At 67.9% G+C, this 17,768-nt stretch carries 13 protein-coding genes; 4 read left to right on the top strand and 9 right to left on the bottom strand.

What is annotated here, in order from left to right:
- Positions 1 to 33: 33 nt before the first annotated feature.
- Genes QSJ30_RS03510 through cysK form a run of 3 tightly spaced genes read right to left on the bottom strand, consistent with a single transcriptional unit; the run spans position 34 to position 2,195 of the window.
- Entirely contained in the window at positions 34 to 660 is a 627-nt protein-coding gene (locus QSJ30_RS03510; RefSeq protein WP_285606404.1) for a CAP domain-containing protein, read from the bottom strand.
- A gap of 52 nt (positions 661 to 712) precedes the next feature.
- Complete coding sequence (locus QSJ30_RS03505; protein WP_285606402.1) at positions 713 to 1,228, bottom strand: DUF4395 domain-containing protein; 516 nt, start codon at positions 1,226 to 1,228, stop codon at positions 713 to 715.
- A 1-nt stretch (position 1,229) separates the two neighbouring features.
- Positions 1,230 to 2,195 (bottom strand): cysteine synthase A, encoded by a 966-nt coding sequence (cysK, locus tag QSJ30_RS03500; RefSeq protein WP_285606400.1) that lies wholly within the window; start codon positions 2,193 to 2,195, stop codon positions 1,230 to 1,232.
- A gap of 122 nt (positions 2,196 to 2,317) precedes the next feature.
- Between cysK and QSJ30_RS03495 the strand changes: the two genes are divergently transcribed.
- On the top strand, positions 2,318 to 2,749 hold the full coding sequence (locus tag QSJ30_RS03495; RefSeq protein WP_285606398.1) for an RrF2 family transcriptional regulator: 432 nt from the start codon (positions 2,318 to 2,320) through the stop codon (positions 2,747 to 2,749).
- Between the two features lie 13 nt (positions 2,750 to 2,762).
- Here the strand turns inward: QSJ30_RS03495 and QSJ30_RS03490 are convergent, their stop codons facing one another.
- From QSJ30_RS03490 to QSJ30_RS03475, 4 genes are all read right to left on the bottom strand, one after another.
- Positions 2,763 to 4,235 (bottom strand): hybrid sensor histidine kinase/response regulator, encoded by a 1,473-nt coding sequence (locus QSJ30_RS03490; protein WP_285606396.1) that lies wholly within the window; start codon positions 4,233 to 4,235, stop codon positions 2,763 to 2,765.
- Complete coding sequence (locus QSJ30_RS03485; protein WP_285606394.1) at positions 4,232 to 5,719, bottom strand: ATPase domain-containing protein; 1,488 nt, start codon at positions 5,717 to 5,719, stop codon at positions 4,232 to 4,234. Before QSJ30_RS03485 ends, QSJ30_RS03490 begins: the two co-directional genes overlap by 4 nt.
- On the bottom strand, positions 5,716 to 6,276 hold the full coding sequence (locus QSJ30_RS03480) for a hypothetical protein (protein WP_285606392.1): 561 nt from the start codon (positions 6,274 to 6,276) through the stop codon (positions 5,716 to 5,718). The genes QSJ30_RS03485 and QSJ30_RS03480 overlap by 4 nt, the downstream gene beginning before the upstream one ends.
- 242 nt (positions 6,277 to 6,518) lie before the next feature.
- Positions 6,519 to 9,638 (bottom strand): C45 family autoproteolytic acyltransferase/hydrolase, encoded by a 3,120-nt coding sequence (locus QSJ30_RS03475; RefSeq protein WP_285606390.1) that lies wholly within the window; start codon positions 9,636 to 9,638, stop codon positions 6,519 to 6,521.
- 88 nt (positions 9,639 to 9,726) lie between these two features.
- Between QSJ30_RS03475 and QSJ30_RS03470 the strand changes: the two genes are divergently transcribed.
- Positions 9,727 to 10,596: an RluA family pseudouridine synthase gene (locus QSJ30_RS03470; RefSeq protein WP_285606389.1), complete on the top strand. Its 870-nt coding sequence runs from the start codon at positions 9,727 to 9,729 to the stop codon at positions 10,594 to 10,596.
- A 53-nt stretch (positions 10,597 to 10,649) separates the two neighbouring features.
- Here the strand turns inward: QSJ30_RS03470 and QSJ30_RS03465 are convergent, their stop codons facing one another.
- Positions 10,650 to 14,123 carry an immunoglobulin domain-containing protein gene (locus QSJ30_RS03465; RefSeq protein ID WP_285606388.1) on the bottom strand — a complete coding sequence of 1,158 codons (3,474 nt, stop codon included), beginning with the start codon at positions 14,121 to 14,123 and terminating at the stop codon, positions 10,650 to 10,652.
- 281 nt (positions 14,124 to 14,404) lie between these two features.
- On the opposite strand from QSJ30_RS03465, the gene QSJ30_RS03460 reads away from it, so the two are divergent.
- Positions 14,405 to 15,364: a diacylglycerol/lipid kinase family protein gene (locus tag QSJ30_RS03460; RefSeq protein WP_285606387.1), complete on the top strand. Its 960-nt coding sequence runs from the start codon at positions 14,405 to 14,407 to the stop codon at positions 15,362 to 15,364.
- A 61-nt stretch (positions 15,365 to 15,425) separates the two neighbouring features.
- Here QSJ30_RS03460 and QSJ30_RS03455 read toward each other — a convergent pair whose 3' ends face one another.
- Positions 15,426 to 16,175, bottom strand: coding sequence for a hypothetical protein (locus QSJ30_RS03455; protein WP_285606386.1), 750 nt, complete (start codon positions 16,173 to 16,175; stop codon positions 15,426 to 15,428).
- A 225-nt stretch (positions 16,176 to 16,400) separates the two neighbouring features.
- Here QSJ30_RS03455 and murC point away from each other — a divergent pair, with 225 nt between their 5' ends.
- Complete coding sequence (gene murC / locus QSJ30_RS03450) at positions 16,401 to 17,768, top strand: UDP-N-acetylmuramate--L-alanine ligase (RefSeq protein ID WP_285606385.1); 1,368 nt, start codon at positions 16,401 to 16,403, stop codon at positions 17,766 to 17,768.

Raw genomic sequence — 17,768 nt, 5'->3', positions numbered from 1 at the left:
GGAATGGCCCAGGCTAGCAGAAAATCGGGACCCTTAGCGCGCCACGAACCCGTCTGCGTAGTCGATCACCATCACGATGCGGTAGTCCCGGTGCGGCGCGGCACCGGCTCCGGCCTGGTGCAGCCCGGGGTTGAAGAGGTTCCTCCGGTGCCCGCGGCTGGCCACGCCATCGTCGATCAGCAGCTGGAGCACCACCTGGCGGGCCTCCTCCTCGCCGGTGCTGATGTTCTCGGCGATGAGTCCTTCCCAGCGACCGCGCCGGTTCAGGCGATCCGAGAGGCGGCTGCCGTCGGACCCCACGTGTTCGAGCGAGCCCCGGGGCCCGATGTCCAGGGCATGCAGCCGGGCCGCCCGGGCCAGGCCTTCGTTGAAGCGCAAGGGCCCCACCGGCCGGGCCGATTCCAGGAAGGCGATGGCCTCGTCCAGGGCGGCCACGCCCTCCTCCGTGCGCAGCGGCACGCGGCCAGGCCGGTTCCAGAGCGTGCCCTCGAAGTACGGCCGCAGCTCTCGCAGGTGCTTCGCGTAGGCCTTCGGCTGCACCCGTGCGTCGCTCATCTCCTGGACCACCGCCCGCTCGAAGGCCGTGGCCTTCTCCGGAACCGCCGGTATCGTCTGGGCCGGGAGGGACAGCGTCAGGAGCAGCAGCGGGAGGATCCTCATGGGCACCTCGGACAGGACCCCAAGGATAAGCGCACCCAGGGGCCCGGTTCCCTCACCGGGCCGGTTCGTCCGCCTCGAAGGGGCCCGGCGGGCCGGCGCCGGCACGAACCCACGGCAACCAGGGGTGGATCTGGCAGGCCAGGCAGAACCCGAAGAAGGCCTCCAGCCCGGCGCAGGCCCCCAGGACGAGCGCCAGCCCGAGGCCCAGGGGCCGGAGGCCGGCCAGCAGGGCCAGCCCGATCCCCAGCGAGAACAGGAACCCCACGGACGCCGCGAAGCGCTTGGGACCCGCATTGATCCTCCGCTCGGGAAGGCCGCTCACCCGGCGGAGGAAACCCGCGGCGCGGGCCACGGGGCTGAGGGTCGCGCGGCCCGAGGCGCGGAGGGCGAAGTCGGCCGCCAGGGCCAGGACGGCCCAGCCCCACCCCCGCCAGACCGCCAGCACCAGTAGCGCCAGGGACAGGCAGGCCGCGATCCGCCCGGCTGTCTCATCCACCAGATCCGGGGCGATGGGGCAGCTCGGGCCCGGGCGGGCCTCCTTCGGGTTCGGTTCCGCGCGCTCCGCCATCCTAGAGCGCCGGTCCATCAATCTCGGCGAAGAGGGGATGCGTGAGGTAGCGCTCGCCGGTATCGCAGAGCACGGCCACCACGGTCTTGCCCTCGCCCAGTTCCTTGGCCACTTCCAGGGCCGCGAAGACGATGGCGCCGGTGCTGATGCCCGTGAGCAGGCCCTCCTCCCTGGCCAGGCGGCGCGTGATGGCGATGGCATCGTCATAGCCCACGGGGCGGACGCGCTGGAAGGCCTTCCTGTTGAGGATGCCCGGCACGAAGTTCGGCCCCAGGCCCTGGAGCTTGTGCGGGCCGGCCTTCCCCTCGCTCAGCAGGGGCGAAGTCTCGGGCTCCACGGCGACCACGAGGGTGCCGGGCTTCTTCTCGGCCAGCACCTCGCCCACGCCGGTCACGGTGCCGCCCGTGCCCACGCCGGCCACGAAGGCATCCAGCTCCGGCACCTGCTCGAGGATCTCCAGGGCCGTGGTCCGGCGGTGGACCGCGGGGTTGGCGGGATTCTCGAACTGGCGCACCAGGAAGTAGGAAGGATCGCCATCCGCGAGCTCCTGGGCCTTGTCCACGGCGGCCTTCATGCCCCCGGAGCCCGGCGTCAGCAGCAGCTCCGCGCCGTAGGCCTTCAAGAGGGAGCGGCGCTCCTGGGTCATGGTGTCGGGCATCACCAGCGTGATCTTGTAGCCCTTCGCGGCCGCCACGAAGGCGAGGCCGATGCCCGTGTTGCCGCTGGTGGCCTCCAGCAGCGTCATGCCCGGCATCAGCGCGCCGCGGGCCTCGGCGTCCTGGATCATGCTCAGGGCGATGCGATCCTTGACGCTGCCGCCGGGGTTGGCGCTCTCCAGCTTCACGTAGACCTTGGCCGAGCCCTTCGGCACCAAGCGGTTTAGCCGCACGACGGGCGTGTAGCCCACCAGTTCGTAGGCGTGCTCGACGCGATTGGGGCGGTCGGTGGGGCGGGTCGGCTGGCTCATGGTCGGGGCTCCTTCAGGCTTCGGGCGCGGCCCGGATCCTGAAGTATGGAAAGGAAATTTTTATTGTCAAGTTTGTCAATTGATTTAGTTACATATTAAGTTAAGCTGGCCTGGGAGGTCGCATGGTGAAGGGGTCGGCCAAGGGACGCTACGGGTTGCTGCTCATGGTGGAGCTGGCGCTCCAGGCGGGGCGTGGGCCGGTGCTGGTGGCGGACATCGCCGAGCGCCAGGCCCTCCCCGTCAAGTTCCTCCGCGTGCTGCTGGGCAACCTCAAGGCCGCCGGCCTCATCAAGGTGCAGCGGGGCCCCAGCGGCGGCTGCGAGCTGACGCGGCACCCCAGCCACATCACGGCCCTGGAGGTGCTGGAGGCCCTGGAAGGCCGCTTCGCCGCCGGCAGGCTGCCCGCCGATGCCACCCACGGCGCCCGCGCGGTACGCGAGCTCTGGTCCCGCAGCACCGAGGCCGCCCGCGCCGTCCTCCGCGGCACCACCCTCGCCGACCTGGCCGACCGCCACCAGGCGCTGGAGGTGGACAGCCAGGGGTACTCGATCTGATGTCTGCTGGAGCCTAGCCTGGCGGAAGCAGCCGCATCGCCAGGGCCCGCTGAAGGGCTTCCTGGAACTCTGCCAGCCGATAGGGCTTCTTGAGGAGCCCGGCCAGCCCCTCGACGAAGAGGTCCGTGTCCGAAACGTTGTAGCCGCTGCTGAGCACCACCGGGACGGTGCTGTCGATTTTCCGCATTTCCCGGAAGGCCTCCTGCCCGCCCATGCCCGGCATGATGAGGTCCATGAGCACCATGGCCAGCTCCCCGTGGTGCAGGCGGAAGAGCTCCACGGCCTCCAGGCCATCCCTGGCGTCAAGGACGGAGAAGCCGAAGTGCTCCGCCATGCTCCGGGCCACCTGGCCGACGGCCAGCTCATCATCGACCACGAGGATGCGACCCTGCCCACGCCAGGCCTGCGGCAAAGCTTCCGGGGGAGGCATCAACGCCGAGTCCGCCATGGCGGGCATGAAGATCTTGAAGGAGGAGCCGCAATCGGGCTCGCTTCCCACCCAGAGCCCGCCCCCGTGGCTGCGGATGATTCCCATCACCGCGGCCAGGCCCAGCCCGCGGCCCGTGAATTTCGTCGTGAAGAAGGGCTCGAAGGCCCGCTTCACCACCTCGGGCTCCATCCCCTCCCCCGTATCCCTTACATCCAGCGTGGCGTAGCGGCCCGGCGTCAAGGGCAGTACCCAGTGGCCGACCCCGAGGGCCGCCTCGTCCATGTACTCCTCGCGGGTCCGGATGTTGATCCGGCCCTCCCTGTCTGTCTGGCAAGCTTCAGCAGCATTGGTGACCAGGTTCATGAGGACCTGGAAGATCTGGGTGGCGTCGCCATGCACCAGCGGGAGCCGCTCCGCCAGATCGCAGCTGAGGGTCACGTTCCTGGGAAGGGAGGCGGTGAAGACCTGGATGACCTCCTTGACGACAATCCCGAGGTCGACCTCGGCCATGACCGGTTTCCCGGTCCCCGCGTAGGCCAGCAGCTGGCGCGTGAGACTGGCCGCCCGCATGGCCGCCTTCTCGATGGCCGCGAAATAGGGCGCCACGCTGCGCCCCTCTTCCGCGGCCATGGTGCCCAGGTTCGCATTGCCCAGCATGGCGGTGAGGAGGTTGTTGAAGTCGTGGGCGACGCCACCGGCGAGCACGCCGAGGGTCTCCAGCTTCTGGGCCTCCAGAAGCTGGGCTTCGAGGTGGGCGGTATAGGAGATCTGGGCGGCGGCCTGCTCGGCAGCCTGGGCCAGGGTCTGGGCATTGACCGTCGCGATGACAAGGCTTTCGTTCGCTTCCCGCAGCTGCGCGGCGGCCTGCTCCGCCGCATCCGTCATGGCCTGGGCGTTGACGGTCGCAAGGACGAGGCCCTCATTCGCTTCCCGCAGCACCTCTTCGCTGATTCCTCTGCTCTCCACCGCCACCGAGCCCGGGCCAGGCGCGCTTTTGCCCGCCCCAGGCGGAGGTCCGGCCGGGCCCGTCTGGCGGGCGCGCTCACGGTCGCTCATCGCGGCTCGCCCACGCCAGGCTGGGCGATCGTCGGCGTCGGCTGCCCGCCGAGGAGCCGCTCGTAGTCGACCACCGGCTCACCGATCACGATGCCTTCATCCGTGACCTCATACTGCCGGAGCTGGTCGCTGTGGTTGCTCCCGCGCACCTTGACGACCGCCATGACGCGCTTCAAGCGGCTGTTCATCTCGATGTAGCGCTGGACGATGATCGCGTCGGTGAGGAACGCCGACCCATAGGAGCTGAATCGCAGGTCCGTGTACCGGTCTTCGAGTTCCGAAGTCATCAGCACCGTCACGCCGAGGCCGGACAGGACGGTGATCATGCGGAACAGCGATTCGCGGAAATCCTCCCGGAAGGTTGGCGCCACGGCCAGTTCGAACCCGGACAGCGAGTCGATCACCACCCGGGTCGCCTTCATCTTCTGGATGAGGTCGATCAGGTGCTGGACAATCTCGTCGATCGACAGATCCAGCAGCCTGGTGTTGATCAGGCCGATCTTCCCGGCCCGGACCAGCTCGTCGATCGTGCGGGTCCACGACTGGCTCGGCGTCTGCTCGAAGGCGACGATCACGCCCGGTTCGCCCAGGCGGACGCCTTCAGACAGGAAGGCCGTGGCGAGGATCGTCTTCCCGGACCCGGACGGCCCTGCAACCAGCAGCGAATAGCCGGCTGGCAGGCCGCCGCCCAGCATGTCATCAAGACCGGGTACGCCCATGGTCAGCCGCCGTTGGGAGTGCGGACGCCGGGAGGGGGGCCCCATGGCCCCGCTATCACTGGGAATGGTGGCCGCCGGGAAGACTTCAAGGCCATCGCCGGTGATCCGGAAGGTATGAATCCCCGGGCTGGTCTGCTGGCCACGCATTTTCAGGACCTGGATCTTGCGCACCATCGAGTTCCGGTAAACGCTCTGATTCAGTGACAGGAGGCCATCGGCCACCGAGGAGACCGGCTGGGCGTCGTTGTCGGAAATGTATTCCCCGATCAGGAAGGCCGTGGCCTGCCATCCGCTCAGCTTGATCCCGAGTTCCTGCATGAACTGCAGCGGGCTCATCGTCGAATTGGCCTGGTGGCTGGCCTCCAACATGAGGGAGCGGAAGGAATCGACGAACACCAGCCCCGGGGAAAAGGCTTTGACCTCCTCCATGATGCGGGCCAGGACCTGGTCGAAATGACCGGTCGTGACCTCGTGGCTCAGGTTCACGAACTTGATGGATTGGTTGACCTTCCCTGGATCAAAGAAGGAGAACTGCTGCTGGTAGCGGAGCATCTTCAGCGGCGATTCCCCCAGCACGGTGAAGAACAGCGCCCGGCGCTCCGGCGTCGCCAGGGCGAACATGATCTGATGCGCCAGCGTGGTCTTTCCGGATCCCGGGGGGCCCGCAATCAGATTGAAGGAGAACTCCGGGAGGCCGCCGCCCAGGATGGAGTCCAGTCCGGGGACGCCTGTGGCAAGTAGGCTGATGGTCACTTTTCTTCTCATGGATGGGTCTCCTGTTCGGTCGTGGGCTTCGGAGGCGTCCATACCGGATCCAGCAGACGCTCAGTCAAGGACTCTCCGATCAGAGCTGCCAGCAGCTCGGTGAAGGCCACCAGCAGGGCGAAGCTCCCTTCGGTGCCCACCACCGGATCAATGGCCTCGAGGCTCGCTCTGAGGTTTGTCAGGGGGTTGGCGCTGTCATCCGACCCCCCGGCCTTTGAAAGCCAGGGGAAGGTAGCGCTTGTCACCTGTAGCGAGCGGCCGAAGAGGGCATCGACTCCACGCGCGCCGATGACGGGGGCCAGCCGCGCCGCCATCTGGCCCCAAGTGCGGAGGGTGGCCTCAGCCACGCCGCGCGAATCCGGGGCGATACCAGCCGACAGCGCCAAGGTCCTTCGTATCGACTCGCGACACATGATTTCCTGACCCTTAACCCTTGTTGACATCTGAAATCCCGAGAAGGGAGCAGACGATGCACGGATCTCCTTGCGCAACCAGTCGGCCCAGAACCAGTCAGAGTCCCTGACCAGATCTTTTAAGCACAATTTGCGCCACAACATATCTTCCATATAATTAATAATTAAAGTTCAATTATTGACCGATCAATACAGACCATTCCATCAGGATGGCCTGCCCACCCCTTCAATTTGAAGGATCGACCAGTCGCACTGAACCGCCGGAACCATCCCCTGAGGATCGATGAGCCCAGGGCGCGCCGGGAGGCCGAGTCCAATGGGAAGCGCCCGCCTGATGGGGAATCAGCCGGGCGCCTCCTCTTGCAATCACCGCGGGGCATCTGCCCTCAGGGTTTGAGATCCACAACCGTCATCGCGGCCATCGCCTGCCCCTTCTCCTTCACCTCGCCGCCCCGGTAGAGGGTCCAGCCCGGCAGGCCGCGGGGCACGGTCTTCGTCATGGCCCACTGCTGGACGCGGCTGTTGGCGAGGACGAACACCAGCATGCGCTTCGGGTTCCAGGGGTTGGGGAAGGCCGCCAGGAGGCCGTCATCGGGGCGGCCATAGGTCCGACCCTGCCACTGGAACCAGCCAGGACCCGCCTTGAAGGGCAGCTTCCCTTCGGCCTGGAGACGCGCCGCCAGGCCGTTCTCGGCCGGGCCGCCGAAGATCAGCAGGTCGTTGGCGGCCAGGTCGGCATCGCTCACGTCGGCATCGGGCTTCAGGGGCAGCAGCACCTCGGTCATGTTGTCCGCCAGGGCTTCGCGGTAGCTCAGCGCAAGGGTGCGCTGGGCCTCCACTTCGCGGGCCGTGCCGAAGACCAGGAGCGTGGCGCTCCAGTCGTCCAGTACGTTGCCCGGCACCCAGAAGTTGGCGCGGGGCATGGGAATGTCGTTCCCCGCATTGAAGGCCAAACGCGTGGGCCGGACTTCGCTGCGGAAGCTGAAGGCCGCCTTGGCGGACTTCACCTCGATGCGCTCCAGCTTCGCGCCCGCTTCCGTTTCCACGCTTGCGAACGCCACGAAGGGATACGCGAAGCCCGCCTGCTCCACATCAAGCTTCACCTCGTAGGCATCGCCCGTCTTCTCGACGCGGGCCTGGATCTTGGGGGCCGGAAGGTCGGCGCGTTCCAGCCAGGGTTTCAGGATGGGGGCGACATCCTGGCCGGCGGCCTCGGACAGGGCCTTCAGGATCTCGGCGGTGGCGGCGGTCCTGCCCTGGTAGCGCCCGTGGACAGACTGCATGGCCTTGGCGAAGGTGGCGTTCCCCAGGTGCAGCCGCAGCTGGTGGAGGGCGAACACTCCCCGGATGCGCGGGATCTGGTAGGCGCCGTAGCGGTCGTAGGCCGTCGTGGTGGCCAGGGGCGCCTTCGCGCCCTCCTTGGCCTCCAGCCAGAGGTGACGCGTGGCGAGGTCTGCCAGGGCCGCGCTCTGGATCTCGAAGGCCTTGGCCGGTGCGGGAGGCAGCTGTTTCAGCTGCTGCCAGTAGGCGGCGGAGGCGCTGATGAACCAGTTCTCCGCGTCCGAAGCCGGCTTGACAGTTCCTGTCCAGAGCCCCTTCGCCTCGTAGGAGAAGGCTTCCTTTACCCCGGCGACGTCCGGCGCAGGCACGGCCTTGGCCGGCTGCTCATCCTTCCGGGCCGCTTTCACGGCCTGGAGCTTCGCGGATACCCAGATGGGACTGAACGTCGTGTACCCATGGGTCAGGTGCGGGGTCGCGCCCGGCAGGTCGGCGATCCAGCGCCCTCCCACCAGCTTTTCGCGCTGGGTGGTCTTGCCCTGGTGCGCGATGAAGACGAGCTTCTCGGCCATCTCGGCGGTGGTGAGCTTGCCATCGCAGGCATGGGGCCGGTTGATGGGGCTGCTGGCCATCAGGCGGGTGGCGGTGTCGATGTCGAAGCCGGTCTTGCCGTGCGCCTTGAAGGCCTCCTGGAAGGCGATGTCGCGATTCCAGGTGTTGAAGGCCAGGTCCGCCGGGGCGTTCTCGGGGTTCCCGGCGTACTCGCCGCGGACCTCCAGGTCGCGGTTGTTGTTGTTGGCCCAGATGAAGTCCTTGTGGTTGCCCGGCGTGTCGGCCGGCTTGCCCTTCGTTCCGGTGCGCCACAGGCGCGTCTTCTCGGTCCCCAGCAGGAAGCAGGCGCCTTCGTCGGTCTTGGTGTCGGCCATGGTCCAGTCGTTGGTGTAGAGGCCGTTGTTCTGCGCGAAGAGGATGGCGGCGGCCTCGTCGATGCCATTGGCGTACTGGGCGGCCTTGCGGATGCGGTTGCTCTGCGGCGTGCCGTCCGGCTTATAGGGCGTCTGGCCCACGGTGGTCTCGCCCATCACCAGGCCCGAGGCGTTGAGGTACCAGTCGGTGCCGCTGTGGATGCCGCCGGCGAAGGTCTGCAGCACCAGCCGGTGGCCCTTCTCGGGCACCACGTCCAGCATCACGTTCCACTCGGTCCCGGTGTAGCCGCCCCACATGAAGATCTGGCTGAAGATGAACCGGCCGGACTTCGTCGCGCCCTTGGTGGCCACGAAGGAGGAGCAGTGGTCCCCCTGCCCGCCTTTGGCCGCCTCGTCGTCCCCGGTCATGAAGGTGCGGTTGGTGAGGGGGTTGGCGGTGTGCGGCAGGGCGGACTGGAGGTAGCTCGCATCCACATCGCTGTTCAGCGTGACGATGTCCAGCAGATCGATGGCGCGCCCCTTGAACCGGGCGCCGGCCTTGGCGGCGCCGTCGGCGATGCCCTTCATCTCCTCCAGGAACTCCAGATCGAACTTGCGCAGGAAGAGGGCGTCGGCGAACTGCCGCTTATCGGCCCAGCCCCGGGCGGGATCTGCCGCGTCCTTCTGGATCGCGAGCTTGGTGATGAAGCGCACGATCTCGTCGGCCATGAGCTCGCCGTGCTGGCGGCCCCGGGCATAGGGCGCGCCCTCGATGTGCAGGAAGGTCCAGCCGCCCATTTCATAGCGGAAGCCCTTCCCCGCCCAGCGCACGGTCTCCATGGGGATGAACCGGGTCACGTCCTCCACTTTCTCGAGCTTCACCTGGCTGAAGGCGGCGTCGCCCGTGGCCCTCCCATTGCGGCCCAGGTGCAGCTGCACGCGATCCGCGGGCGCGGTGGCGAGGAACAGCACGGAGACCTGCCGCTTGGAGGTTCCGGCCACGCTCTGGGAGGCATTGGTGAACGGGAAGCTCTCCATGGAGAGGCAGGCGCCGAGGGCCGTGGGATAGCGGGCCAGCGCATCGGCCTTCACGCCGTGGGTATCGATGACCGCGCTCAGGCAGTACAGCTCGCCGACCTTCAGGGTCACCGGCGCCGAAACCAGGGTCATTTCGGAGCCCGAGGCCGCGGCCTTCAAGGTCATCCCACCCGTGACCGCAGGGCTGCTGCCGCCTTTCGCTGTCCAGCCCGACAGGGGGATATCCGCGGCCGTGGCCAGCACAGCCAGTGCCATCAGCAGGCCGGCGCGAAGCATTCGGATCATGGGGAGCCTCCACCTTCCAGCATGCCAAACCCATGGCGGAATTGCCTCGCTTTTTGAGGCAATTCCGCGCCGCGGCTACCCTGGGGATATGGCACTGAAAAAATGGACCTTCACCGTGGACCCCCAGGACGCAGAGTTGCGCCTGGATCAGCTCATCGCCAAACGGACGGAGCTGTCGCGCCGGGCAGCCCGGGAAGCCCTGAAGCTGGGCGGCGTCCAGGTGGACCGCAAGCGCGTGAAGGTGGCGGGGAAACTCGTGAAGCCGGGCCTCGAGGTCCGGGTGGCCTTCGACCCCGACCTGCCGCCGGTGCCGACCACGGCCATTCCCATCGTCTTCGAGGACGAATGGATCCTCGCCGTGGACAAGCCCGCGGGGCTCGCCACCCAGGGCACCTGGGCCACGGACCGCCACGACCTGCTCGCCCTGCTGAAGACCCAACGACCGGACCTGAAGCTGTTCCTCCACCACCGCCTGGACCAGGGCACCTCCGGCCTGCTGGTGCTGGCCAAGGATGCCAAGGCCAATCCCGGCCTCGCCTCCGCCTTCGCGGGCCGCGACCTGGAGAAGCTCTACCTCGTGCGTGTCTCCGCGCCCCTGGAAGCCTGCACCGCGGAGGCCCCCATCGGCCGCCTGCGGGGGGCGGATCCCGGCCGTTTCGGCTGCGAGGGCGACCTCATGGACCCCAAGTCCGCCCGCACAGACTTCCGGCCCGCCACGGCGGAGGAGGCGGAAGGCCTAGTCCCCGGCCACTACCTCGTCGCCCGCATCCATACGGGCCGCACCCATCAGATCCGCGTGCATCTGGCCCACCTGGGGCGGCCTGTACTCGGCGACTCCCTCTACGGCGGCGCCCCTTCAGACCGCCTCTGGCTCCATGCCTGGCGGCTGGGCCTGAAGCACCCCATCACCGGCGAGGCCCTCCGGCTGGAGGCGCCGCCGGCACGCTTCCGGACGTGACAAAAAAAACGGCGGAGGTTTCCCTCCGCCGTTTCCCAATGGGACGACCTGTTTCAGGGCGTGTACTCGACCATCCTGATCGTGGAGTTCCCGAGCGGGCAGATCACCTCGACGGCCCAGAGGTAGGTGACACCGGTCGTCAGGGCCGGCGGAGTGGCGGGGGTGCCTCCGGGCGCGCCGTAGGCCACGGACAGCTGCGAGCTCGGCATGGAGATGCTCCAGATGCTGGCCCCCGTGTCCTTCTGGCGGATCCACAACCGGTAGGTCAAGGGCCAGGCAGGCAGCGGGACGGGTGGGCCCCAGCTGAAGGTGGGCTGGGTTCCAGCGGCTGCTCCGGTGACCGGGGCCAGGTTGGTGGCGAAGGCGTTCAGCACCTTCGAGGTATCCAGCGTGAAGGTGTCCACCGGGGCACCGGAATCCGGGTAGCCCACCTGGACGGAAGCCATGCCGACCACGGGCCGGTAGAGCCCCAGGTTCGCCCAGTAGTTGAAGCCCCCGCTGCTGGGCAGACCGACATCGAAGAGCAGGCTCCCCATCTGCAGGGTCACATTGACGGGCAGCTTCATGCCGGGAAGCACGTCGAACCATACGCCGTAGAGCTCGTGGGTGGCCTGGGCGACCGTGTAGATCTCATGCTGGGTGACCGCGTTGACCACCGCATTGCTGGAGGGCAGCGTCAGGTCGTGATTCACCATGTCCCCGGTGACCGCGATGGTGCCGTAGCCGCCGATGTTCGAGGCCTCGCCCAGGTCGAGGAGGCCGTTGCCGTTCTGGTCGACCATCGCCAGGATGTCGTAGGTGCCGTTGGGCACGCCCGCGACCATGTAGGGCTGCGGACTGGCGGGACCGGCGGCCTTCACGGCGTAGGACTGGCTGGTCGAGGTGTCGAACAGCACCACATACAGAGGTCCGGTGGCCGGCCCGGTGAAGCTGATGGTGCCCGAGATGGCATTCCCTCCGGCCGCGGCGGCCGGTGTGGCGGTGACCACGTTGGAAGAGAGGCTCGTGGTCGCCCCCGCCTTGGCGTAGACGCGGAAGTCGGCGGGTGTGCCATTGGCGAGACCGGATACGAAGAGCGTGGACCCGAATTTCTCCGTGTCCTGCTTGCCCCTGGCGGCGACGGTGGCGCTGCCCGCGAGCGTGGAGAAGCCGTCCGTGCTCCACTGGATCAGGTAGGAATCCGCCTGTTCCACCCCCTGCGCATTCGGCAGGGGCTTCCAGTTGAGGAGGACGCCGCCGTCCATGGGCGCGGCGCTGTTCAGGACGGGGGTGAGGCCCGACAGGTCGATGGCGGCAGGATCCGCCAGGGACAGATCCGCGCCGGAGGCATCACCGAATCCCACCACCACACCGACCCTGGTACCGGTCGGGTTGGCGGCGTTCGGATTCCCCTGGCCCATGCCGTCCATCCAGCTGGTCAGGGTGTAGTTGCCAGGCGCCACACCGCGGATGGAAAATGCGCCCGGACCGGGGATGCTGACACCGGGGGCACCGCCGTTGCCGCCATCGAGCCGGAGGTAGACGCGGCCCGTCTTGGCGCCGGGATAACTGACCGTCCCCGAGACGGTGTAGCCCAGGGCTGCCTGGACCCGCAGGTCCGCGAGGTCCGAACCCGACACGGTCACGGTCTGGCCAGGGGGCAGGAACATGACCTTGGTCCCGACCGGCATGCTGGGTGTCAGCGTGTAGGTGCCGTCGGGAATGCCCGGAATGTTGAAGTAGCCGGATCCGTCCGTGACAGCGGTGGTGGCATTCGGCATGGTATCGAGGCTCAAAGTGACGCCGGGGATGCCGACGCCGCTGTTGTTGGGCTGGAACTCATCGACCAGGGTCACTCGCCCGCTGGCCTGGAAGGTGGGCTGCACCGTCAAGGTCGCGGCCGCGCTGGTGATGGTGCCAAGCGCGTTGGTCGCGGTCACGGTGTAGCTTCCGGCATCCGCCACAGTGACGGCCGCCAGGGTGAGCGTCGCTGCGGTCTCGCCGGCAAGAAGGGAGGTGTCCCGGTACCACTGGTAGGACGGGGCAGGATAGCCCGTGACGGCCACGGAGAAGGTGGCGGACTGGCCGACAGGGACCGTCAGGCTGGCTGGCTGGGTCACGATGAGCGGTGTCTGGTTCACGATCAGGACTGCCGCGGAGCTGGTGGCGGAACCCAGGGAATTGGTGGCGGTCACGGTGTAGCTGCCCGCATCCGCCAGGGTGGCCGCCGGAAGGGTCAGCGTCGCGGCGGTCTGGCCCGTCAGCAACGTGGTATCCCGGTACCACTGGTAGGTCGGAACCGGATTGCCCGTGGCCGCGGCGGTGAAGGTTGCAGCGGCGCCGGCCGCGACGGTGGCACCCACTGGCTGGAGGGTGAACGCCGGGATGGACCGGACCGTGAGGATGGCGGCCGAGCTGGTGACGGAGGCGCCGCCATGGCTGACCGTCACAGTGAAGCTCCCCCCGTCATCGGCAGGAACGGTGGCGGGCGTGGTGTAGCTGGCGGAGGTGGCGCCGGCGATATCGACCCCACCCTTCTTCCACTGGTAGGTGAAGGGCGGAGTGCCCCCGGCCACCACGGTGAAGGTCGCCGTGGCTCCCGCAGTGACCATGACGCTGGCTGGCTGGGTGGTGATGGTCGGCGGCGCTGGATTCACAGTCAGGGTCGCGGCGCTGCTCGTCACCGAACCGACCGGATTGCTCACGGTCACGGTGAAGCTCGCCCCGGTGTCGGCCAGCACGACCGGAGGGGTCGTGTAGCTGGCGGCCGTGGCACCGCTGATCGCCACGCCGCCCTTCTTCCACTGATAGGCGAGGGGCGCGGTCCCCGAGGCCACCACCGAGAAGGTGGCAGTGGCGCCTTCCAGGACCGCCTGATTGGCAGGCTGCTGGCCGATGGCCACCGAAACGGACAGGACCGTGAGGATGGCGGCCGAGCTGGTGACGGAGGCGCCGCCATGGCTGACCGTCACAGTGAAGCTCCCCCCGTCATCGGCGGGAACGGTGGCGGGCGTGGTGTAGCTGGCGGAGGTGGCCCCGGCGATATCGACCCCACCCTTCTTCCACTGGTAGGTGAAGGGCGGAGTGCCCCCGGCCACCACGGTGAAGGTCGCCGTGGCTCCCGCGTTGACCGTGACGTTGGCTGGCTGGGTGGTGATGGTCGGCGGCGCTGGATTCACGGTCAGGGTCGCGGCGCTGCTCGTCACCGAGCCGACCGCATTGCTCACGGTCACCGTGAAGCTCGACCCGGTGTCGGCCAGCACGACTGGAGAGGTCGTATAGCTGGCGGCCGTGGCGCTGCTGATCGGCACGCCGCCCTTATTCCACTGATAGCTGAGGGGGGCGGTCCCTGAGGCCACCACCGAGAAGGTGGCTGTGGCGCCTTCCAGCACGGCCTGATTGGCAGGCTGCTGGCTGACGGTGGGGGCGACAGACGGCGGCGGCGTGCTGCCACCTCCTCCACCACCGCCACAGTCGAGAGAGAAGGACAGACAAACCAGCGCGGCCAGCACAGTGGCCGCGCTTTTCGCACGGTTTAGGAATTTCATGGTGCCTCCAAGGCAACGGGAAAAAACAGACCAGACCGAAATCACTCCAAACGGATCCAAAAACTATCTAGGCATCATTATTGGTTGTCATTTTACTTTCGCAATGCCAATAAAGATCTTTATTTTCAAATTCATTCATTGCGGTACGGTTCAATAACCTTATTTGAACCATCACATAAATAAGGGTTTATACTCGATGAACATTCATTTTGATTTGGTGAGCATTCATTTTGACTTGATGCCACCATGGCAACATCGCAAGCCAAGGGAGCGACTCATCCATGCCGCAAGCGCCCAAGCTCCCCCTCCTCTACAACCCTGCCTCAGGCATCGCGACGAAGGATCCGGACGCCCTGCTCCGTCCGCTGCCGAAGGACCTCCGGGACCGGGTGGATCCCATCCCCTTCGGGCCGCCCTGGGACTTCGAGCCCGCCATCGCCCAGGCGGTCCGCGCCGAAGGTCCGCTGCTGGTGTGGGGCGGCGACGGGACGATCCATCACGCGGCGAAGGCCCTGATCGGCCGCGGCTGCCCGGTCCCCCTCGGCGCCATCCCCGGGGGCAGCGGCAACGGGCTGGCGCGTGGACTCCGCACGCCCCTGGAACCCGCAGGCGCAATTCAGCGCCTGCTGGAGGGCCGGGAATTGCGCATGGATCTGCCGAGCCTAGACGGGGAGCCCTTCCTGAACGTCTGCGGCATGGGCTTCGAGGCCGCGGTGGCCCACCGCTTCGACGCCATGTCCGGCCGCGGCTTCGGCACCTACGCGCGGGCCTGCTGGCAGCTCTGGCGCACCTGGCCCGCCACCGCCCTGGCCTGGGATGCGGACCTGGCGCCCATGCCCGACCCCGCCGGGCGCCTGGACCGCCTCAGGCAGGCCTTCAAGGTGCCCGAGGCGGCGCTGCCAGAGCAGGCCTGGAGCCTCTGCTTCGCCAACCTCCCCACCTATGGCAGCGGCCTGTGGATCGCGCCGGGGGCGGATCCCACGGACGGCTGCCTCCAGTGGGCCACCCTGGCCCGGCCCTCCTGGTTCGACCTGCTGGCGGAGGCACCCACCCTGTTCCGGGAGGGCGGCCACACCCCCCTCCGGCACGAGGGACGCCTCCGGCACGCCATCCTGCGCCTGGAGCGCCCCCTGCCCTGGCATCTCGATGGGGAGCCCGTGGCCGAGCGTGACCGCGCCGAGCTGACCATCGAGCCCCGCGCCTTCCGCATGCAGGTCACTGGGGCGTGTCCCTGGCAATAGGCGCAGACATGCGCAGGAACGGCCCCGAACGGGGCTGTTCCTGCGTGGGAGAACCTCCTGCCTAATGAGGGAAGACAGCCGGTCCCGTCAGGCTGGGTCCCCGGAACTCAGCGCTGACGCTGGGGCTGGCGCCCCAGAGGCCGGCCACCATCTTCACGCCGCTCAGGTCCACCCGGGCGGGATCCCAATCCCGGCGGAGGACGAGGGTATAGGGATTCTTCGCATCGGACCACCAGGCCGGATCGTCGACGATGACGTAGACCGCGGTGGCTTCCTTGCCGGGATTCTTGTAGGTCACCAGGATCGGCTGGGGTGCGATGGCGGCCTGCAACATGCCGGGTCCGGGCCGGCCCCACTTGTCCACGAGCATGAGCCGGAACCAGCCCAGGTTGCTGTGCTGGACCTCGATCTGGACCGTGCCTCCCGCGGGCACGGAAACACCGTAGGCCCGCCAGCCGGAGGGCACCTGGACATAGTCCGTGAGGGCCTCCACCGTGTCGCCCAGGGCCGTCACGGGGACGAAGCCCCGGCGGGAGAGCCACTGGATCTCAGCCATGAGGTCCCGCTGGCGCCAGTAGAAACCCGTAGGAAAGGTCGTGCAGCGGTGCCAGGCGGGCGGCACCACCACGCGCGTGCCGGGGTAGAGGCCCACGCTGGACACCCGGGGGGCCAGGGCCTCCGGGCGGGGGTCCACCTCGCGCGTGCGGGGGCCCGGGTGGCGGTCCATCCGGTCCATCCGGTCCGTCGTGGGGCCGGCCACCGATCGGGGGTTGTCCGGGCGGGAGATCTCGGGCGACGCCCGCTCGACCATGGGGCGCACCGGCTGTGGCGATTCGCGACGGCCCCGGTCCTGCTGTGGCGATGCGCTACAAAGCGTCGAGGCCATGAGCAGGCCCGAAAAGACCGTGGCGACGTGGAATTGCGGGCTATGGGATCTCATCGCACACCTCCCAGGTTCCGCTGGAACACCATATGAAGCCAGAGCCATGCCAGCGGCTGGAGTATTCTGGCAGCTTCTAAGCATGGGGGCCTCAAGGTGTTCGGCAAGATCCAGCACATCCATTTCGTGGGCATCGGCGGCATCGGGATGTCCGGCATCGCGGAGGTGCTCGCCAACCTGGGCCACCGGGTGTCGGGCTCGGACCTGAAGGAGAGTGCCGTGACCCAGCGCCTCCGCGGCCTGGGCATCGAGGTGCACATCGGCCACAGGGCCGAGGCCATCGAGGGAGCCCAGGTGGTGGTGATCTCCTCCGCTGTGAAGGGTGACAATCCGGAGGTGGTGGCCGCCCACGCGGCCAAGGTGCCCGTGATCCCGCGGGGCGAGATGCTGGCGGAACTCATGCGCATGAAGTACGGCGTGGCCGTGGCGGGCTCCCACGGGAAGACGACGACCACCAGCATGGTGGCCCAGGTGCTCAGCCATGGGGGCATCGACCCCACCATCGTCATCGGCGGCAAGCTGGGCACCATCGGCAGCAACGCCAAGCTGGGCAAGGGCCCCGTCCTGGTGGCCGAGGCCGATGAAAGCGACGGCAGCTTCCTCATGCTGAACCCCACCCTGGCCACCATCACCAACATCGACCGGGAGCACTTGGACCACTACAAGGATCTGGAGGAGATCCAGGACGCCTTCGTGGCCTTCGCCAACAAGGTGCCCTTCTACGGCTCGGTGTTCCTCTGCATGGACGATCCCCACGCCGCCGCCGTGCGCCCGCGCCTGAAGCGCCAGGTGCGCACCTACGGCACCCATCCCCAGGTGGACATCCGGGCCCGGGAGATCCGCCAGGAGGGCTTCCGCACCCACTTCAAGGTCAGCGCCCACGGTGACGACCTGGGCACCTTCAGCCTGGGCGTGCCCGGGCACCACATGGTGCTGAACGCCCTGGCCGCCATCGGCATCGCCCTGGAACTCGACGTGGAGCGGGAGGTCATCCGCACCAGCCTGGCCGAGTTCACCGGCGCGGACCGGCGGTTCCAGCTCAAGGGCGAGAAGGACGGTGTGCTGGTGGTGGATGACTACGGGCACCATCCGACAGAAATCGCGGCCACCCTCGCCGCAGCCCGGGCCGGCTTCCGCGACCGCCGCATTGTGGCGGCCTTCCAGCCCCACCGGTACAGCCGCACCAAGGCCCTGCTGGACGAGTTCGGCACGGCGTTCTTCGAAGCGGATTCCGTGGTGGTCACGGACATCTACCCCGCGGGTGAGCCGCCCATCCAGGGCGTGGACAGCGCCGCCGTGGTGGAGGCCCTGCGCTCTCACGGCCAGAAGGAGGTCCACCTCGCCGGGCGCGTGGACGACCTGCCGGAGGTGCTGCGCCGCCTCACCCGCAGCGGGGACCTCCTCATCACGTTCGGGGCAGGTTCCATCACCCACGCCGGGCCCGCCTTCCTGGGCCTGGACTGA

This window comes from Geothrix edaphica (genome assembly GCF_030268045.1).
Taxonomy (GTDB): Bacteria; Acidobacteriota; Holophagae; order Holophagales; family Holophagaceae; genus Geothrix; species Geothrix edaphica.
This window is presented reverse-complemented; position numbering and strand designations above follow the sequence as displayed.

Excerpts from the sequence above, each read along its gene's own strand:
- QSJ30_RS03490 (WP_285606396.1), bottom strand. The coding sequence starts at position 4,235 with ATGAGCGACCGTGAGCGCGCCCGCCAGACGGGCCCGGCCGGACCTCCG.
- QSJ30_RS03510 (WP_285606404.1), bottom strand. The coding sequence starts at position 660 with ATGAGGATCCTCCCGCTGCTGCTCCTGACGCTGTCCCTCCCGGCCCAG.
- QSJ30_RS03465 (WP_285606388.1), bottom strand. The coding sequence starts at position 14,123 with ATGAAATTCCTAAACCGTGCGAAAAGCGCGGCCACTGTGCTGGCCGCG.
- QSJ30_RS03480 (WP_285606392.1), bottom strand. The coding sequence starts at position 6,276 with ATGTTGTGGCGCAAATTGTGCTTAAAAGATCTGGTCAGGGACTCTGAC.
- QSJ30_RS03460 (WP_285606387.1), top strand. The coding sequence starts at position 14,405 with ATGCCGCAAGCGCCCAAGCTCCCCCTCCTCTACAACCCTGCCTCAGGC.
- QSJ30_RS03495 (WP_285606398.1), top strand. The coding sequence starts at position 2,318 with ATGGTGAAGGGGTCGGCCAAGGGACGCTACGGGTTGCTGCTCATGGTG.
- QSJ30_RS03470 (WP_285606389.1), top strand. The coding sequence starts at position 9,727 with ATGGCACTGAAAAAATGGACCTTCACCGTGGACCCCCAGGACGCAGAG.
- QSJ30_RS03455 (WP_285606386.1), bottom strand. The coding sequence starts at position 16,175 with ATGGTCGAGCGGGCGTCGCCCGAGATCTCCCGCCCGGACAACCCCCGA.
- QSJ30_RS03475 (WP_285606390.1), bottom strand. The coding sequence starts at position 9,638 with ATGATCCGAATGCTTCGCGCCGGCCTGCTGATGGCACTGGCTGTGCTG.
- QSJ30_RS03485 (WP_285606394.1), bottom strand. The coding sequence starts at position 5,719 with ATGAGAAGAAAAGTGACCATCAGCCTACTTGCCACAGGCGTCCCCGGA.
- cysK (WP_285606400.1), bottom strand. The coding sequence starts at position 2,195 with ATGAGCCAGCCGACCCGCCCCACCGACCGCCCCAATCGCGTCGAGCAC.
- QSJ30_RS03505 (WP_285606402.1), bottom strand. The coding sequence starts at position 1,228 with ATGGCGGAGCGCGCGGAACCGAACCCGAAGGAGGCCCGCCCGGGCCCG.